This window comes from Trueperaceae bacterium, from assembly GCA_019454765.1.
Taxonomy (GTDB): Bacteria; Deinococcota; Deinococci; order Deinococcales; family Trueperaceae; genus JAAYYF01.
In genome coordinates, this window is record JACFNR010000050.1 from 2,252 (window position 1) to 19,103 (window position 16,852).

A 16,852-nucleotide genomic window follows, 5' to 3' on the forward strand; every position below is an offset into this window, starting at 1 on the left:
TCTGGAGTGCCACGCGCTCAGTATAGGGCGTGTGGCACGCGCTCCCGCGAGGTGGTGGCTTCGGTGGCGTCTTCGGTGGCGTCCTCGGCGGCGCCATCCCCCTCGGCCGCGCCCGGCTGCGCGCCGAAGAGGCGCATGACCGTGACCGCCAGGCCGTGCTCGTCCAGGTGGCGGTAGGCGTGCACGAAGGTGCGCAGGCGGTAGCGCCGCATCAGGCCCGCCATGAGGCTGGGGGACTCGTAGGGCGAGAGGCGCGTGCCCGGCGGCAGCCTCACGGGGCGGTCGCGTTCGTCGAGCGTCCCCAGCTCGCGCAGCGCCGTCAGCACCCGCCCCGCCTTGGGCTCGAGGAACGGGCTGGGTGCGCCGCGCCGCAGCGCCTGCAGGCCGCGGCGCACCTCCGCGACGGTGGGGTAGCTGGTGGCCTCGCGCTCGAGCGCGTGCACGGCGTCCTCGGGCAGCGCCAGCACCACGGGTTCGGCGCCGCCGGCCGCCGCCGCCAGGGTGGCCACCGGGTCGGGGCCGAGGTCGGCGAGCAGCGTGCCCGCGCCCGTGCGGCTGACGGGCGCGGCCACCACCGCCGCCGTGGCGCCGTTGACCGGCACCTCGGGAGCGAGCGGCAGGGGCGCCGCGGGGCGCACGGCGTTGGCGCGGAACTCGAGGGTGCGGGCGCCGTTGAACTCGTTCTCCTCGAGCTCCACCGCGGCGGTGACGGCCTCGCCAACCGGCAGGGTGGCGGCCAGCTCGCCCATGCGCCACGCCACGCCCTTCACGCCGCCTATGCGGAGCTGGAGCGTGCCGCCGCCCTGCCCGACGGCGCGCGCGGAGGTGAGGGTGCCGGCCAGCGCGAAGAGCGGCGCGGGGTGGCCCTCGCCGAACGGCGCCAGGTCGAGGATGGCGCGGTAGAGGCCGGGGTCGACCTCGTCGACGCCCATGACGGCGTCGGTCGTCACGTTCGGCACCGGCCGCGGATGCTTCGCGGCGAAGGCGTGGACGGCGTCACGGAAGGCGGGGAACTCGGCCATGTCGAGCGCGAAGCCCGCCGCCTGCTTGTGGCCCCCGTAGCGCAGCAGGTGGGGCGCCGCCGCCCGCAGCCCCTCCACGGCGGAGATGCCGGGGGTGGAGCGCACGCTGCCCTTGCCGTCGGCGGCTATGTAGACGGGGAGGTAGAAGCGCTCGAGCAGCTTGCTGGCGACGATGCCCATCACGCCCGGGTGCCACGCCGCGTCCTCGAGCACCAGCGCGGGCGCGCTCGCGTCGGCCTTGGCGAGGGCCGACTCGTACATCTCGTCCTGGATCTTGCGGCGCTCCAGGTTGCGGGCGTCGAGGTAGACGGCCAGCTCGGCGGCGCGCCGCTCGGAGCGCGTGACGAGCAGCTCGAGCCCGACCTCGGCCTCGCCCAGCCGCCCGGCGGCGTTGAGGCGGGGCGCCAGCACGAACGCCACGCTGCGCGCGTCGATGGGGGGCGCGAGCCGTGCCTGGCTCACGCTGGCGCGCAGGCCGGGCCAGCGCGAGTCGGCGAGGCGCGCCAGCCCCTCGCGGATGAGGGCGCGGTTCTCGCCGAGGAGCGGCGCCACGTCGGCGATGGTGCCGATGGTGGCGAGGTCGGCGTAGTCGAGGGGCGGTTCGAGGCCGAGCTCGTCGTGGAGCGCCCACAGGAGGTGGAAGGCCACGCCGGCGCCCGTCAGCTCGGGCAGGCCGCGGCGCGCGGCGGGGGAGAGGCCCGGGTGCACCACGAGGCACGGCGGCAGGGCCTCGCCGGGGGTGTGGTGGTCGGTGACGATGACCTCCACGCCGGCGGCCTGCAGGGCGGCGATCTCCCTCAGGTTGGTGACGCCGCAGTCGACGGTCACGAAGAGGTCGGCGCGCGCGGCGTGCTCGGGCACGCGCGCGGCGCTGATGCCGTAGCCGTCCGTCAGGCGGTCGGGGATGAAGGTGGCCACCTGCGCCCCCAGCTCCTGCAGGCCCAGGTAGAGGACGGCCGTGCCGCTGATGCCGTCGGCGTCGTAGTCGCCGTGCACCAGCACGCGTTCGCCGCGCCTGACCGCGCGCGCCAGCCGCCGGGCCGCCTCCCGCAGGGCGGGGTTCGGGCTGAGGATGAGCGGTGGCGAGAGGTGGTCGGCGGCCTCGTCGCGCAGGCCGCGCGCCCACAGTATGGCCGCGAGGGCCGGCGGCACCTGCAGGGCGCGGCTCAGCGCGGCGACGGCGGCCGGCGGCGCCGGCGGCCTAACGGACCACCGGGCCTCGGGGACGCCCGGCGGCATCAACCGGCTTCGTCGTCGGTGGGCGGTTCTGCGTGGTACAGGTTGCCGCGGTCGGGGATCACGGGCACCTCGCGCTCCGCCGTGGCGAAGGCGGCGCGCGGGCCGGCGGGCGAGGGCGTGGGGTGGGGCGGCGGGGGCGCGGCGGCCGACTCGTACTCGGCCAGGCGGGAGCGGAGCTTCGTCAGCTCGCGGCCGCGGCGCCAGGCGCGCAGGCGCGCGGGCACGAACCCCACGACCCAGCCGATGACCAGCGCGAGGGCGACCACGTACGCCACCGGGATGGGTGGCAGGAAGGCGCTCAGGATGGGCAGCTCGACCTGCTGCCGGTTGGCGGTGTGGAAGAGCCACAGGTACGCGGCCAACGCCACGACAAGGATGACGCGAACGATTCTTACGCCCTTCACGCTCACCTCCTGAGGGATTCTACCGCAGGGGCCCGCCTCGGTAACCTCGCGCGTCCGCGCCGGGGCCGCCGGCACGTACAATCTAACGCCGTGACCACCACACCCCTCACCCTCACCGCCGCAGGCGCGACCGGTCAGGCCGACGGCGCCGTCAGGCCCGTCAAGGTGTTGGCCGCCATGTCGGGCGGGGTCGACTCGTCCGTCGCCGCCGCGCTCCTCGCCGAGCAGGGGTACGAGGTGGTCGGCAGCATGTTGCGCTTCTGGCCCGACGACAAGCCCGCCGGCGCCTTCGACCTGTGCTGCAGTCCGGACGCCGCCTACGACGCGCGGCGCGTGGCCGACGCGCTGGACGTACCGTTCTACCTGCTGGACTTCCGCGACACCTTCCAGGAGATCGTGATCGACCCGTTCGTGCCCACCTACCAGGCGGGCGCCACGCCCAACCCGTGCGTGTGGTGCAACCGCCACATCAAGTTCGGCGCGTTCGTGGAGCGCGCCCAGGCGCTGGGTTGCGAGTACATGGCCTCCGGCCACTTCGTGCGCCGCGTCGACGGTCCCAACGGTCCCGAGTTGCACCGCGGCAAGGACGACGACAAGGACCAGACCTACTTCCTGTGGGCCCTGCCGCGCACCATCCTCAAGTACCTCCTCTTCCCGCTGGGCGACCTCACCAAGGCCGAGGTGCGGGCCATGGCCGCCCAGCGCAGCCTGCGCACGGCCGAGAAGAAGAGCTCGTCGGGCCTCTGCTTCGTGCCCACCACGGTGAAGGCGTACCTCGAGGAGTACACGCGCGCCGTTCCAGGCAACGTGGTCGACGCGGCCGACGGTTACCGCGTGGTGGGCGAGCACCGCGGCGTGGCCTACTACACCATCGGGCAGAAGCGCGGCCTCGGCCTCCACCACTCGCACGTGGAGCGCTACGTCATCGAGCTGCGGCCCGACACCAACGAGGTCGTGGTCGGCCCGCGCGAGATGTGCCAGTGGCGCACCCTCGAGGCGCACCGCGGCAACTTCCTCACCGAGGACGAGCACCTGCCGCGCCGGGTCGAGGCGCAGGTGCGTTACCGCCAGGAACCCGAGCCCGCCACCCTCACCTTGCTCGGCGAGGGCCGCTTCCGGCTCAAGTTCGACGAACCGCAGTTCGGCGTGGCCACCGGCCAGAGCGCCGTGATCTACCAGGGCGAGCGGCTCCTGGGCGGCGGCGTCATCACCAGCCGGGCCTGACCGGACGCTGCGAGTCGTCGGCGCGGCGGTCGGGTCGGGTCGCGCGGTCGCGCCGGGCGGCCACGCCCAACGGCCGCCGCGCCATCCGCTACAATCTGCACAGGAGGTTCAATCATGGGAGGCCTCATAGTCCTCGTCATACTGGTCGCGCTGGCGTTCTACGCGGTCTCGATCTACAACCGCATAGTGGCGTACGAGAAGCGCTACCAGAACGCCTGGAGCCAGATCGACGTCCAGCTCAAGCGCCGCTCCGACCTCATCCCCAACCTCGTCGAGACGGTGAAGGGCTACGCCGCGCACGAGAGTCAGGTCTTCGAGGAGGTCACCCGCTCCCGCTCCGCCCTCATGAACGCGCACTCCGTCAACGAGTCCGCCGAGGCCGCCAACGCCATGTCGGCCGCGCTAGGTCGGCTGTTCGCCGTGGCGGAGGCCTACCCGGACCTCAAGGCCAACGAGAACTTCAAGCTGCTGCAGGAGGAACTCTCCGGCGTCGAGAACAAGATCGCCTACGCGCGCCAGTTCTACAACGACGCCGTCATGCAGTACAACACGCTCATCGAGACGGTGCCCGCCGTGTTCCTCGCCGGGCCCATGAACAAGAAGCCGGCCGTGTTCCTGCAGATCCCGGAGGGTGACCGCGCGGTGCCGCAGGTGTCGTTCGGCGCCACGCCCAGCGCGTAGAGCTTGAGACCCGGGTCACGAGCCGCACCCGCCACCGCCCCCGGCGCGCCGCACGGCGCCGCCGGGGGCGGTCCGCTTGAGCTGATCGACCTCGGCAGGGGCCAGCCGGGGACCGAGCTGCTGCCGTTCCGGGTCGTGGCCGAGGCCGGCGCGGTGGCGCTCCAACGGCGCGACCCCGAGCTCCTCCAGTACGGCGCGGAGCGCGGCCCCCTCGGCCTGCGGGAGGCCGTCGCGGCCTGGTTGAGCCGGCGCGCCGCCGGTGCCGCGGCCACCGCCACCCGCGGCACCGAGGGCGGCGTCGACCTCGTTGGTGCTCCCGGCCCCGACGAGCTGGTGATCACCAGCGGCATCACGGTGGCGCTCGACCTGCTCTGCACGCTCCTCGCCGAACCCGGCGGCGTCGTGCTCGTTGAGGAGCCCACCTACCACCTCGCCAAGCTCATCTTCCGGGACCACCGCCTGCGGCAGGTGCCGGTGGCGGGCGACGAGGGCGGCATGCTGCCGGAGGCGCTCGACGAGGCCCTCGCGCGGCACCCTGGCGCCCTCGCGTACCTCGTGCCGGCCTTCGGGAACCCCACCGGCGCCAGCCTGAGCGCCGCAAGGGCGCGGCGCGTGCTCGAGGTAACGGAGCGGCACGGCGCCTGGCTGCTGGCCGACGAGGTCTACCGCCTCCTCGACTTCGGCGCGGGACCGGCGCCGTCGCTCGCGCGGCGCGGCGCCGAACGCGTGGTGTCCCTCAACTCGTTCTCCAAGGTCCTCGCACCCGGCCTGCGCCTGGGCTGGCTCGTCGCCCCGCCGCCGCTCCTGCGCACCTTCGAGACCTCGGGGCTGCTCCAGAGCGGCGGGGGGCTCAACCCGCTGGTGGGCGCCGTGGTGGAGCACGCCCTGCGCGCCGGCGGGGCCGACGAGCACCTCGACATGCTGCGGGGTGAGCTGGCCCGCCGCGCTGCCGCGTTGGGAGCGGCGCTGCGCCGTCACCTGCCCGCCGCGGAGTTCGTGGCGCCGGCGGGCGGCTACTTCATCTGGCTGCGCGTGCCGGGCGCGGCGCCCACGGGCGGCGCGCTGCTGGAGCGCGCCCGCGCGGGAGGCGTCGGCTTCGTGCCCGGCAGCGCCTTCTCGACGGCGGGCGGTCAAGGGGAGCGGCTGCGTCTCTCCTTCGCCCATTACGACCCCGCCCGGCTCGAGTTGGGAGTCGAGCGGCTGGCGGTGGCGGTAGAATCCGCCAACGTGGGCGGCTAGGGCCGCCTGAACGACCAGCAGAGGGCGGCAGCGCCGCCACCGGAGGTACCTACATGACCCGCAACCGCATCCGCCCGCTGCTCGCCACGCTCGCCGCCGCCGCGTTGGCGCTGGCCTCCGTGGCCGTCGCCCAGGACCGTAGCGTCAAGATCGGCGTCTACGGCGGCTACTTCAAGGACAGCTTCGACGAGCACGTGTTCCCGCTCTTCACGGAGGAGACGGGCATCGCCGTCGAGTCGGTCGCGGAGCCGACCGGCGAGGCGTGGCTGGTGCAGCTCGAGGCCGCCGCCCGCGCCGGGCAGGCGCCCGCCGACGTGTCGATGATGGCGCAGGGCCCATTGGCGCGCGGCATCGGCTCGGAGCTGTGGGTGCCCCTCGACGAGGCCGCCCTGCCCAACCTCGAGTTCATGCGCCCGCAGCTCCTCAACCGCGACGCCGCCGGGCGCCTCGTGGGCGTCGGCGCCGTCTCCTGGTACATCACCCTCGTCACGAACACGGACGTCTTCCCGGAGGCCCCCACGTCGTGGGCCGAGCTGTGGGGCGACCACCCCAACCAGGAAGGCCTGCTGGCCCTGCCCATCAACTCGTTCCTCCTCGAGATAACTGCCACCACGTTCTTCGGCGGCACCGACATCCTGGACACTGAGGAGGGCATCCTGCAGGTCATCGACAAGCTGGCCGAGCTGGCGCCCAACGTGCAGCTCTGGTACCGCGACGAGGGCCAGTTCCAGCAGGCGCTGCAGTCGGGCGAGATCCCGATGGGCGAGTACTACCACGACGTCACCGGCCTGGCAGCCTCCGACGGCTTCCCGGTGCGCTCCACCTTCCCGGCCGAGGGCGGCGTGCTCGACTCCGGTTCGTGGGCCGTGACGCGCGCCAGCACCAAGGTGCCGGAGGCGCTCGAGTTCATAAACTGGTTCATGCAGCCGCGCGTGCAGGACCTGGTGGCCCGCAAGCTGGGCACCGCGCCCACCGTCCAGCGCGAGTTCCTCACGCTCACAGACGAGGAGTTCGCCGCGGTGTCGTCAGACATAGCGCCCATCATCCCGCGCTACGACATCTACCTGGAGCGCGGCGACTGGATCAACCAGGTCTGGTCGGAACGGGTCACCCGCTGAGCGACCGGCCCCGGGCCGTCGCCGGCGGCGGCGCGGCGTCCGCCGGCGACGGCCCGGCGCGCGCCGCCGCCGAGCCGTTGGTGGTCGAGGGCCTGACGAAGGCGTTCGGCGCCACGCTGGCCCTCGACGACGTCACGCTCCACCTGCCTGGCGGCAAGCTCATCTGCTTCCTGGGCCCGTCCGGCTGCGGCAAGACCACGCTACTGCGCACCATCGCCGGTCTCGAGACGCCCACCAGCGGGCGCGTCTACCTCGGCAACGAGGACCTCACCGCCCTGCCGGCGCACCGCCGCAACATCGGCATGGTCTTCCAGTCGTTCGCCCTGTTCCCCCACCTGAACGTGGCCGAGAACGTGGCGTACGGCCTGAAGATCCGGGGCGTGAGCCGGGCCCGGCGCGCCGCGCGCGCCGCCGAGCTGCTCGAGCTCGTGCAGCTGCCCGGCTTGGGTCGACGCGGCATCAGCCAGCTGTCGGGCGGCCAACGCCAGCGCGTGGCCATGGCGCGCGCGTTGGCGCTCGACCCGCGCCTCTTCCTGCTCGACGAACCGCTGTCGGCGCTCGACGCCAAGCTGCGCGGCGCCATGCAGGTCGAGCTGAGGCGCCTGCAGCGCGAGCTGGGCATCACCACCATCATCGTCACGCACGACCAGGAGGAGGCCCTCACCATGGCCGACCTGGTCGTCGTCATGGGCGCGGGGCGCGTGCAGCAGGTGGGGGCGCCGCTCGACATCTACCGCCAGCCCGTCAACCGCTTCGTGGCCGGCTTCATCGGAACCAACAACCTGCTCCCCGCCCAGGTCACGGGGCCGCGCGAGGTGACGGTGCTGGGCGTGCGCGTGCCCGCGCCGGTGCCGAGCGGGGCGACCGGCGCCGTGGCGCTCTCCATCCGGCCCGAGGACGTGGCGCTCCACGTCAGCGCGCCGCCCCTCCCCGCCCTGGAGGGGCGCGTGAGCTTCGTGCGTGACCTCGGCCGGCTCGTGGAGAGCTACGTGAGGGTGGGCGAGCTGGAGCTGACGGTCGTGACGGGGCACGGCCTGAGCGAGGGCGCCGCCGTGTGGCTCGAGCTGCCGCCCGACAGAGCGGTGGTGCTCACGGCGTGAGCGCCTCGGGCGGCCGGCGCGGCGGCGCGGCGCCGAACCTGCTGCTGGCGTGGCCGGCCGCGGCGCTCCTCGTGCTGTTCGTGGCGCCCCTGGCCGTCATCCTGATCGTGTCGTTCTTCCGGCGCGTGCAGGCCGCCTTCTTCGAGCCCGCGGCCGTGCTCGACAACTACGCGGCCGCGTTGGCCCCCTTCTACCTTGAGCGGCTGGGCGTGAGCGTCGTGCTCGCCGTGGCCGTGGCGGCCGTGTGCCTCGCGGTGGGCTTGCCGTTCACCTACCTGCTCACGCGCCTGCCGCGCCGGCGCCAGGTCAAGTACCTGGTGCTCGTGCTGGCGTCGCTGTCGCTCTCCGAGGTGATCGTGGCGTTCAGCTGGTCGCTCATGCTGTCGCGCACCTCGGGCGTGTCGAACCTCCTCGTGTGGCTGGGGGTGCTCGACGCGCCGCGCGCCTGGAGCCCCGGCCTGGCTGCCGTGCTGTTGGCACTGGTGTTCGTCGCGCTGCCGCTCACGGTGCTCACCTTCTACCCGCCCGTGTCGCGGCTCAACCCCGAGCTGGTGGAGGCGGCGGCCACGCTCGGCGCTTCGCCCGTCAGGGCGTTCCTGTCGGTCGTCGTGCCGGTGCTCAGGCGCGCCGTGGCCGGCGGCGTGGCGCTCGTGTTCATCTTCGTGCTGGGCGCGTACGTCATCCCGCAGTCGCTCGGGCGGCCGCCGCAGTGGACGGTGCCCGTGCACATCACCGACCAGGCCGTCCTCAAGTCCAACCTGCCGCTCGCCGCCGCGCTGGCCGTGGTGCTGCTGGTGGTGGGGGTGGTCGTCAGCGCCGGACTGTTGGCGTTTGGCCTCGGCCGGAGGCGGGTGGAGGCGTGAGGGCGTGGTGGCGGAGGCTCTTCATGGGGGCGGTGGCGCTCTACCTGCTGCTGCCCATCCTCGTCATCGCCGGCGTGTCGCTCAACGCCAAGAAGGTGCTGTTCTTCCCGCCCCAGGGCGTGTCGCTCAGGTGGTACCGGGAGTTCTTCACGCAGGCCGACTGGTCGGCGCCGGCGCTGCGCAGCGTGGTGGTGGCGCTGCTGGCCGGCGTCATAGCCGTCAGCATCGCGGCGCCCCTGGCCTACGTGGTGTGGCGCTGGGGCACGCGCCTGTCGCGGGCCGTGCTGCTGCTCGGCTTCGCGCCGTTCGCGCTGCCGCCCGTGGTGACCGCGCTGGGCGCCCTGGTCCTCTGGATCGTGCTGCGCAGCTTCGGCCAGCCGTACACGGTGGTCCTGTCGCACGGGGTGTTCCTGGTTACGCTGCCGCTGGCCACCATCATGCTGGGCTTCGCGGGCCTCAACCGCGAGGTGGTGGAGGCGGCCGTGACCATGGGGGCCACCCCTGCAACCGTGGCGCGCACGGTCGTGTGGCCCAACCTGCGTCCCTACGTGGTGGCGGGCTACATCTTCGCGTTCGTGCTGTCGCTGAACGAGTACATCATCGCCTACATGACGGTCGGGTTCACCTTCGAGACGCTGCCCGTCAAGATCTTCAACAGCCTCCGCTACGGTTACAGTCCCGTCATGGCGGCCATCTCGCTGCTGTTCTTCCTGGTGGCGGCGCTGCTGTTCGGTCTGGTTGGCAAGGTGGGCGACCTGCCTAGGCTGCTGGGGGCGGATGCGCGCTCCGATTGACCCGGCGCGCAGCGCCGCGGCCGGACCCGGCGGGTGGGGGGCGGCCGCGGCGGCGCGTGCCGTAGAGTGAGCGCCATGCGGCCCTCAGGCGCTCCCGACGCCGCGCGGCGTAAGCTGCGCGACGACCCGAACCCAGCCGGCGCGGACGGGGGCGGGTTCCGGCGGCTGGGCGACCAGTTCACCGTCCCCGGCTCCGGTCGTCGCATCAATCTCAACGACTACCAGGCCGCCAACAAGCGCAGCTCGTGGGTGTTGGCACTGTTCACGCTGCTGCTGCTGGTGGCGGCGGCGTACCTCCTGTCGCAGGCGGTGGACCCTAGCGCGGCCGCGTTCTTCGTCGCGGTGGCGGCGGTCGTCGGCTTCGGGCAGGCGGCGGCGGGCTTCTGGTTCTCCGACCAGATCGCCCTGGCCGCGGCGGGCGCGCGCCAGGCCACGGCCGACGAGCACCGTTACCTCGTGAACGTGGCCGAGGCCGTGGCCATCGGTGCCGGGGTACCCATGCCGAAGGTGTACGTCATCGACTCGCCGGCCCCCAACGCCTTCGCCACCGGCCGCGACCCGCAGCACGCCTCCATAGCCGTCACGCGCGGGTTGCTGCAGTTGCTGGACCGGCAGGAGCTGGAGGGGGTGGTCGCGCACGAGCTGGCGCACGTGCGCAACTACGACATCAGGTTCATGTCCATGCTCGTGGCGACGCTCGGAGCGTTGCTGGTGCTGCGCGACCTGGTGCTCAGGTGGGGCATGTGGGGCGGCGGTTCGCGCCGCTCGTCGCGGCGCTCGGGCGGGGGCGGCGGCATGGGGCAGGGGTTGGCGCTCGTGTTGCTGCTCGTGCTCCTGGTGCTCGGCCCGCTGGTGGGGATGCTCTTGCGTTTCGCGGTGAGCCGGCGGCGGGAGTTCCTCGCCGACGCCACGGGCGCCTACATCACCCGCAACCCGGAGGGGCTGGCGCGGGCGCTCGAGAAGCTGGCGGGTTACTCCGGGCAGCGCCTCGAGGTCAGCGAGGGCGTGCGGCACATGTTCATCATCAACCCGGCCATGGAGCTGGGCGGCGAGGGCGGGCTCTTCTCGACGCACCCTTCAATAGCGGAACGCATCAAGCGGCTGCGGAGCATGTAGGTCGGGACCGCTGCATCATTGACGCGGCGTTGGCGCGGGTCTACGCTTTCTCAACTCACAGAACTGCCCACCCCACCTCGAGTCGAGGGAGGCAAGCTGTATGCGTACCCGGTCACTGCTGGCAAGCTTCATGGCGCTCGCGCTGCTCGGCGCCTGCGCGCCCGACGGAGCGGGTCCGCCCGGCGACGCGGCCCCCAAGCTCGTCTCCGCCTCGCCGGCCGACGGCGCCACCGGCGTCCTCCCGGGCGAGGCCCTGGTCCTCACCTTCAGCGCTCCCGTCAAGAGCCTCGCGCTCACCCCCTCGCCCCTCGTGGGCCTCGCCACCCCCGTCTACAACCCCGCGCGCGACGAGGTCACGGTGGCCCCGTCGCCCGCCTGGCCGCTCGGCACTACGCTGAGCTTCGCCATCGTGGTCGAGGGAGACGGCGGCGCCAAGCGCGACGTGCACCTGGGCTTCACGACCTTGACCGACGACAGCCCGCCGGCGGCCCCCGTCGGGGTGGCCGCCGAGGCGCTGGACGGCGCCATGCGCGTCTCCTGGACCGCGAACACGGAACCCGACCTGGCCGGCTACCTGCTCTTCTGGGGCGAGGACGCTGCGGCGCCGACGGGCGTGGCCTCGTTGCCCGCGACCGCCACCGAGCACGTTGTCACGGCCCTGACCAACGACACCCTCTACCACGCCTACCTCGTGGCCCGTGACGCGGTGGGGAACACCTCGGACTCGTCCCCCACGGTCTCCGCCACACCGCTCGACAAGACGGCGCCCACGTTGATCTCGAGCCAACCCTCCGACGGCGTGAAGGGCACCGGGCTCGTGACGCTGGTGCGCTTCGTGTTCTCGGAACCCGTGGCGCCCGGCTCCCTCGCCCTCCAGCTCTTCGAGGTCGAGGCGCCCACGGGCGACGACCCGATCGACCCGGACGCCGCGGTGGTGGCCACGCTGGACGCTGCGGGCCTGGGCGCGGCGTCGTGGAACTCGGGATCGACGGTGGTGGAGTTCGGCGGCGTGGCCGCCGACCTCTTCGAGAGCGACAAGGCCTACCGCATGGAGCTGACGGCGGAGGATCTCGCCGGCAACCCCCTGCCTGACGGCACGAGTGTGTCGTTCCTCACCGGGTTCGTGCCCGACGTGGTCCCGCCCAGGGTAACGATGTTCCAGTCGGCGGCGAACCCCTCGACCGGGGGCGGTGTCATGACCTTCCAGTTCAGCGAGGCCATGGACCAGGCCAAGACCGAGGCCGCCTTCAACAGCGTTCCGGCCGTGGGCTGCATGTGGGCCTGGCCCGCGCCCGACACCGTCATCTGCACCATCGGGGCCGGCGGCCTGGAACAGAACCGCCAGTACTTGTTGCAGCTGGGCACCGGGGCCAGCGACCTGATGGGCAACGGCCTGAGCGCCCCCTGGAGCATGGGCCTCGATATGGTCAACTTCAACCCGCGCCTGATCGGCTCCGAACCGGCGCCCGGTAAGTTCGGTTCGCCCCCCAGGACGACCAACCCTAGACAGCCGATCAGCTGGACGTTCAACGAGCCCATGCGGCTGGCGGGCATGGCCGGCTCGATCCACACGGGCGGCGGTCAGGCGTTCGACACGATCACGCCGGCGCGGGTGGCGCTCAGCGCCGACCTCCTCACGATCACCTACTACCCGCCTAGCGACTACGCCTGTCAGGGCAACATCTACAGCTGGGAGCTCACGGCGGCGTACGAGGAGGGGGAGCAGGGCGTGCAGCCCGTCCTGTCCATCCCCGTGGCCTACACGGGTTCGTTCCAGTGCGGCGCTCCCGTGATCGGCTCCGGCACCGGCGCAGCTGCACGGGGAGAGTGAGGTAGGCATGGTGAGACGCAGGTTCGTCGAGCTGGCGGTCCTGGTGCTGGCGCTGTTGGTGGCCTGCAGCGGCCCGCCGCCCGACCCCAGACCGCACTACCCGGCCGTGGCCAACGCCGACACGCGGGTGCTGAGCGGGGAGGCGCGCGCCGCCATGCAGTCGTTCGACGAGGACTCGGGATCGGTCGTCTTCGCCGGCGCCGCGCTGCCCGACCTCGAGGTCGGCAACGTCGTCGTGTCCGAACCCACCCCCGCGGCGCCCTACGGCTTCCTGCGGCGCGTGACGGCGGTCGACGACTCGGTGGCGGGGCAGCTGACGGTGGAGACGGAACCCGCCTCGCTCGACATGGCGCTGGAGTCGGGCACGTTGTACGAGACCTTCGCCCTGACGATGGACGACATCGTCTCGCTCGAGTACTACGTGGACGGCGTGCGCCTGTTCGACCCGAGCGACCCGCTCGAGCAGGAGCGGCTGGCGGCCGCCGGCGGGGGAGACCTGGGGCCGCTCGAGCTGCCGAAGGGCTTCCTCGGCTGGAGCTTCCCCGACGTGGTGGTGTACGACGCCGACGGGCAGGCGGCGACCAAGAACGACCGCATCGTGCTGAACGGCGACGTGGGCGTGAAGCCCATCTTCGACCTCGACTTCGCCCTCAACTGCAGTTGGCTCTGCTACGACACGAACCCGTACTTCAAGTTTGAGATGGGCGGCCAGGTCATAGCGCGCCTGGCGCTCGAGAGCACCACCCCAGGGGCGGTGACGCTGAGCAAGAAGGTGCCGCTCGCCTCCCTCACGGCCAAGGCCATCACCTTCTGGATCGGGCCCGTACCGGTGGTCATCGTCCCGAAGCTCAAGCTGGTGCTGCAGGTGGACGGTTCGGTGGGCTTCAGCCTCGGCTACGAGGTGCAGGAGACGTTGACCCTCAAGCTCGGCGCGCAGTACAAGGACGGCGACTGGTCGGATCTCAGCGACGCCAGCCACGAGGAGCTGGCGCAGCCCGTGAAGGGCGACTCGTTCGTGCACGTGCTGGCCAAGGCCAAGGTGAAGGGCGCCGTGCGGGGCGAGCTGCTCCTCTACGGCGTGGTCGGCGCGTTCGCCGAGTTGGTGCCGCAGGTCGGCATAGACGTCGAGTACCCGCGGGACCCCATCTGGAAGCTGAGCGCCGGGCTGGATGCCAACGTGGGCGTGATGGTGGACGTCTGGCTCTTCGAGAAGGAGTGGGCGAAGAACGTCATGAAGCTTGAGTGGGAGGTGGCGCAGGCGGGGAACACCCCGCCGGAGGTGGCGATCTTGTCAGACGCCACGGCGCCCGTGGGCCCGAACGGGGTGAACCTGCGCGCGGCCGTGAGCGACGCCGAGGACGGGCCCGCATGCTGCACCACCACCTTCCGCTCGAGCAACACGGCCGACGGGACCGGCGGGCTGCTCGGCACCGTCAGCGGTTCGTCGACACCCGAGGTGCCCGTAGCCTTCGCCTCCACCGGCAAGCGCACGATCACCGTTACGGCCGTGGATTCGGGTGGCAAGGAGACCGCCAAGACGCTCAGCTTCGACGTGGTCAACACGCCGCCCCAGGTGACCATCACGGCGCCGCCCAACGGCAGCGCCTTCTTCGCCGGGCAGGGGGTGCGGTTCCGCGCGTTCACCTACGACCCCAACGAGGCCGGCTTCGCCGTGCCGTGCCTGCAGCTGACGTGGAGCGGTGGCGGCAGGTCGTGGACGGGCTGCGACGTGATGCTCGACTCGGGCTTCGCGGAGCAGGGCAACCCGGAGATAACGCTGGTGGCCGTCGACAGCAACGGAGGGACCGCCACCGCGCACACGAGCCTCCTCGTCTTGCCGGCGCCCGCCAACTACCCGCCGGTGGTCGGCACCTCCAGTCCGCATGACTTCATCACAGTGGGCCAGTTCGACCAGCTGACGCTCGGGTACGACGCATTGGACCCGGAAGAGAACGCCATGTCCGCCGGCACCTGGGACGCCCTCATGGACTACGACCTGGACACGGGCACTGGCGGTCCCCTGTACCCCGTCACGCCGGACGCCCAGAACAGGTGGAGCATCTCGCAGCTCCCGGGTTACGAGACCCAGGTCTGCGGGGTCAGCATGCTGGTCCGCCTGCGGGTGCAGGTCACGGACGCCGCGAGCAACGTGGGCCAGGATTACGTGGTCCTGCGCTTCACGAGCCTCTGCTGAGGCACTTGGTTGGGGCCGCGAGGGCAACTCCCGCGGCCTCCAAGGGGTGACGAACGAACCGCCCCGCGCCTCGAGAGGCGCGGGGCGGAGCGGTTCCAATTGGCCGTCACTAGGCCCTAGGGTCAGGCGTTCGTGTCGTCCTCGTCGCTGCCGTAATCGGCAACGTGGTCGTCCGCGTGGTCGTCGGCGTGGTCGTCGGTGTGGCCCGCCGTGACCTCGTCGGTGTGATCGGCGGCGGCCACCTCGGCGGCGTCGGCCTGCTGCCCGGCGGGGCGCTTGCCCTGGCGGAAGGCGGCGGTGAGGAGGGCGGCAGCCTCGGCGGCGTCGATGGCGTTCTCGGGGTCGACGGGCTCCTCGGCCTCGGCCTTCACCACGGGTTCGGGGGCGGGCGCGGGCTTCTCGGCCTTAGGCGTCGGCTCGGGCTTGGGGGCGGCCGCCTTAGGCGCTTCGTCCTCGGCCTTGGTGTCGCCCAGGCCGAACTGCGCGAAGAGGTCGGCGTAGACGTCGCCCAGCTTGGTGGTCGTCTTGGTGCTGCCGGCGTCGGCCACGTAGCTGTAGTCGTAGTCGATGTCGCGGCTGCGGCGCCCGCGGCGTCCGCGGCTGGCGCCTTGCGGTCCGCCGGCCTGCTGGTAGCCGCCGCGCCCGCCACCGGCGGGGGCGTTGCCGCCGAACTCGGCGGCGTTCTCGGCGGTGAAGGGCAGCATGCGCTTGCGCGAGAGGCTGGCGCGCTGCTCGACGGGGTCGATGTTGAGGATCACGGCCGTGATCTCGTCACCGCGCTTGAAGTGCTCGGCCACGTTGTCGATGTGGTCGTGCGACAGCTCGCTGATGTGCACCAGGCCCTCGATGCCCTCTTCGATCTCCATGAAGACGCCGAAGTCGGTGATGCCGGTGATGGGGCCGGTGACCTCGGTGCCGGGCGGGTAGCGGTCGGGCAGGCTGGACCACGGGTCGGGCTGGGTCTGGCGGAGTCCCAACGAGATGCGCTGCTGCTGCATGTCGATCTTGAGGATCATCGCCTCCACCTGATCGCCTTCGTTGACGATCTCCTTGGGGTGGCGGACACGCTTGGTCCAGCTCATCTCGCTGACGTGGATGAGGCCCTCGAGGCCGGGTTCGATCTCGACGAACGCGCCGAAGGGGGTGAGGTTCGTGACGGTGCCCGTGATGCGCTGGCCGATGCTGTAGTGCGCCAGCACGTTCTCCCACGGGTCGGCCACGAGCTTCTTCATGGAGAGGTTGATGCGTTCGCGCTCGAGGTCCATGTCGAGGACCTCGACCTTCACCATGTCGCCCAGCTTGACCACGTCGCGTGGGTGGCTGAAGCGGCCGTGCGTGAGCTCGGAGCGGTGCACCAGGCCGTCGACGCCGCCCAGGTTGACGAACACCCCGAAGTCGGTTACCTCGACGACCTCGCCCTCGAGGCGAGCGCCGGGTTCGAGCTTCTTGAGCGTGTCCTCCTTGAGGTGGGCCATCTCGTCTTCGAGGATGGCGCGGCGCGAGATGATGACGCGGTTGCGGCGCCGGTTCAGCTCGATGATCTTGACCTTCATGCGGCGGCCCACGTAGGGCGCCAGGTCGTTCACGCGGCGCACGTCCACCTGGCTGGCGGGCAGGAAGGCGCGCACGCCCAGGCTGGCCACGAGGCCGCCCCTGACCTTCTCGACGATCTCCACCTCGACGGGCTTGCCGTTCTCGTGGATGTCCTGGAGGAGGTTCCAGGCGCGCTCCTGGTCGGCGCGCTTCTTGGAGAGCGTGATGGTGCTGTTGGGGATGTCGGACCTGACGACGTACACCTGGATGTCGTCGCCGGGCTTGAAGTACTTGGCGGCCTCTTCGGCGTTCGACTCGTGCTCGAAGAGCTGGTTGTAGGGCAGCATGCCCTCGATCTTGGCGCCGACGTCGACGACGATGCCTTCCTGCGCCAGCATGATGACCTGGCCGGTGGTGATCATGCCGCGGTGAACGGGCTTGCGTGCCAGCAGCTCGTCGCTGGCGGCGAGCACGTCCTCCATGCTGATCTCGTC

13 protein-coding genes are annotated in these 16,852 nt (G+C 71.9%); 10 read left to right on the forward strand and 3 right to left on the reverse strand.

Features of this window, described 5'->3' with window-relative positions; genetic code table 11:
• Window positions 1-17 precede the first annotated feature (17 nt).
• Together recJ and H3C53_11660 are read right to left on the reverse strand one after the other, a co-directional pair.
• Entirely contained in the window at window positions 18-2,261 is a 2,244-nt protein-coding gene (gene recJ / locus H3C53_11655) for a single-stranded-DNA-specific exonuclease RecJ (GenBank protein ID MBW7917321.1), read from the reverse strand.
• Window positions 2,261-2,665 (reverse strand): LapA family protein, encoded by a 405-nt coding sequence (locus tag H3C53_11660; protein MBW7917322.1) that lies wholly within the window; start codon window positions 2,663-2,665, stop codon window positions 2,261-2,263. The genes recJ and H3C53_11660 overlap by 1 nt, the downstream gene beginning before the upstream one ends.
• Window positions 2,666-2,842: 177 nt before the next feature.
• On the opposite strand from H3C53_11660, the gene mnmA reads away from it, so the two are divergent.
• The 10 genes from mnmA to H3C53_11710 all read left to right on the forward strand — a co-directional run bounded on the left by mnmA (window position 2,843) and on the right by H3C53_11710 (window position 14,825).
• Complete coding sequence (mnmA, locus tag H3C53_11665) at window positions 2,843-3,889, forward strand: tRNA 2-thiouridine(34) synthase MnmA (GenBank protein ID MBW7917323.1); 1,047 nt, start codon at window positions 2,843-2,845, stop codon at window positions 3,887-3,889.
• 114 nt (window positions 3,890-4,003) lie between these two features.
• Entirely contained in the window at window positions 4,004-4,570 is a 567-nt protein-coding gene (locus H3C53_11670; protein ID MBW7917324.1) for a LemA family protein, read from the forward strand.
• A 3-nt stretch (window positions 4,571-4,573) separates the two neighbouring features.
• Entirely contained in the window at window positions 4,574-5,809 is a 1,236-nt protein-coding gene (locus tag H3C53_11675; GenBank protein ID MBW7917325.1) for a PLP-dependent aminotransferase family protein, read from the forward strand.
• A gap of 53 nt (window positions 5,810-5,862) precedes the next feature.
• Window positions 5,863-6,927, forward strand: coding sequence for an extracellular solute-binding protein (locus H3C53_11680; protein ID MBW7917326.1), 1,065 nt, complete (start codon window positions 5,863-5,865; stop codon window positions 6,925-6,927).
• A 77-nt stretch (window positions 6,928-7,004) separates the two neighbouring features.
• A complete protein-coding gene (locus H3C53_11685; protein ID MBW7917327.1) occupies window positions 7,005-8,027 on the forward strand; it encodes an ABC transporter ATP-binding protein in 1,023 nt (340 codons plus the stop codon).
• A 38-nt stretch (window positions 8,028-8,065) separates the two neighbouring features.
• Window positions 8,066-8,890 (forward strand): ABC transporter permease subunit, encoded by an 825-nt coding sequence (locus H3C53_11690; GenBank protein MBW7917328.1) that lies wholly within the window; start codon window positions 8,066-8,068, stop codon window positions 8,888-8,890.
• Window positions 8,887-9,684: an ABC transporter permease gene (locus tag H3C53_11695; protein ID MBW7917329.1), complete on the forward strand. Its 798-nt coding sequence runs from the start codon at window positions 8,887-8,889 to the stop codon at window positions 9,682-9,684. Before H3C53_11690 ends, H3C53_11695 begins: the two co-directional genes overlap by 4 nt.
• 75 nt (window positions 9,685-9,759) lie before the next feature.
• The gene (locus H3C53_11700) at window positions 9,760-10,800 is read left to right on the forward strand and encodes a M48 family metalloprotease (GenBank protein ID MBW7917330.1); all 1,041 of its coding nucleotides are present in this window, start codon (window positions 9,760-9,762) and stop codon (window positions 10,798-10,800) included.
• A 100-nt stretch (window positions 10,801-10,900) separates the two neighbouring features.
• On the forward strand, window positions 10,901-12,631 hold the full coding sequence (locus H3C53_11705; protein ID MBW7917331.1) for an Ig-like domain-containing protein: 1,731 nt from the start codon (window positions 10,901-10,903) through the stop codon (window positions 12,629-12,631).
• A 7-nt stretch (window positions 12,632-12,638) separates the two neighbouring features.
• The gene (locus H3C53_11710; GenBank protein ID MBW7917332.1) at window positions 12,639-14,825 is read left to right on the forward strand and encodes a hypothetical protein; all 2,187 of its coding nucleotides are present in this window, start codon (window positions 12,639-12,641) and stop codon (window positions 14,823-14,825) included.
• Window positions 14,826-14,947: 122 nt separating this feature from the next.
• Here the strand turns inward: H3C53_11710 and H3C53_11715 are convergent, their stop codons facing one another.
• On the reverse strand, window positions 14,948-16,840 hold the full coding sequence (locus H3C53_11715; protein MBW7917333.1) for a 30S ribosomal protein S1: 1,893 nt from the start codon (window positions 16,838-16,840) through the stop codon (window positions 14,948-14,950).
• Between the last annotated feature and the right edge of the window lie 12 nt (window positions 16,841-16,852).

What these genes read in the sequence shown, in the direction of transcription:
- H3C53_11700 (MBW7917330.1), top strand. Translation starts at nt 9,760, where the DNA reads ATGCGGCCCTCAGGCGCTCCCGACGCCGCGCGGCGTAAGCTGCGCGAC.
- mnmA (MBW7917323.1), top strand. Translation starts at nt 2,843, where the DNA reads ATGTCGGGCGGGGTCGACTCGTCCGTCGCCGCCGCGCTCCTCGCCGAG.
- H3C53_11670 (MBW7917324.1), top strand. Translation starts at nt 4,004, where the DNA reads ATGGGAGGCCTCATAGTCCTCGTCATACTGGTCGCGCTGGCGTTCTAC.
- H3C53_11715 (MBW7917333.1), bottom strand. Translation starts at nt 16,840, where the DNA reads ATGGAGGACGTGCTCGCCGCCAGCGACGAGCTGCTGGCACGCAAGCCC.
- H3C53_11680 (MBW7917326.1), top strand. Translation starts at nt 5,863, where the DNA reads ATGACCCGCAACCGCATCCGCCCGCTGCTCGCCACGCTCGCCGCCGCC.
- H3C53_11705 (MBW7917331.1), top strand. Translation starts at nt 10,901, where the DNA reads ATGCGTACCCGGTCACTGCTGGCAAGCTTCATGGCGCTCGCGCTGCTC.
- H3C53_11710 (MBW7917332.1), top strand. Translation starts at nt 12,639, where the DNA reads ATGGTGAGACGCAGGTTCGTCGAGCTGGCGGTCCTGGTGCTGGCGCTG.
- recJ (MBW7917321.1), bottom strand. Translation starts at nt 2,261, where the DNA reads ATGCCGCCGGGCGTCCCCGAGGCCCGGTGGTCCGTTAGGCCGCCGGCG.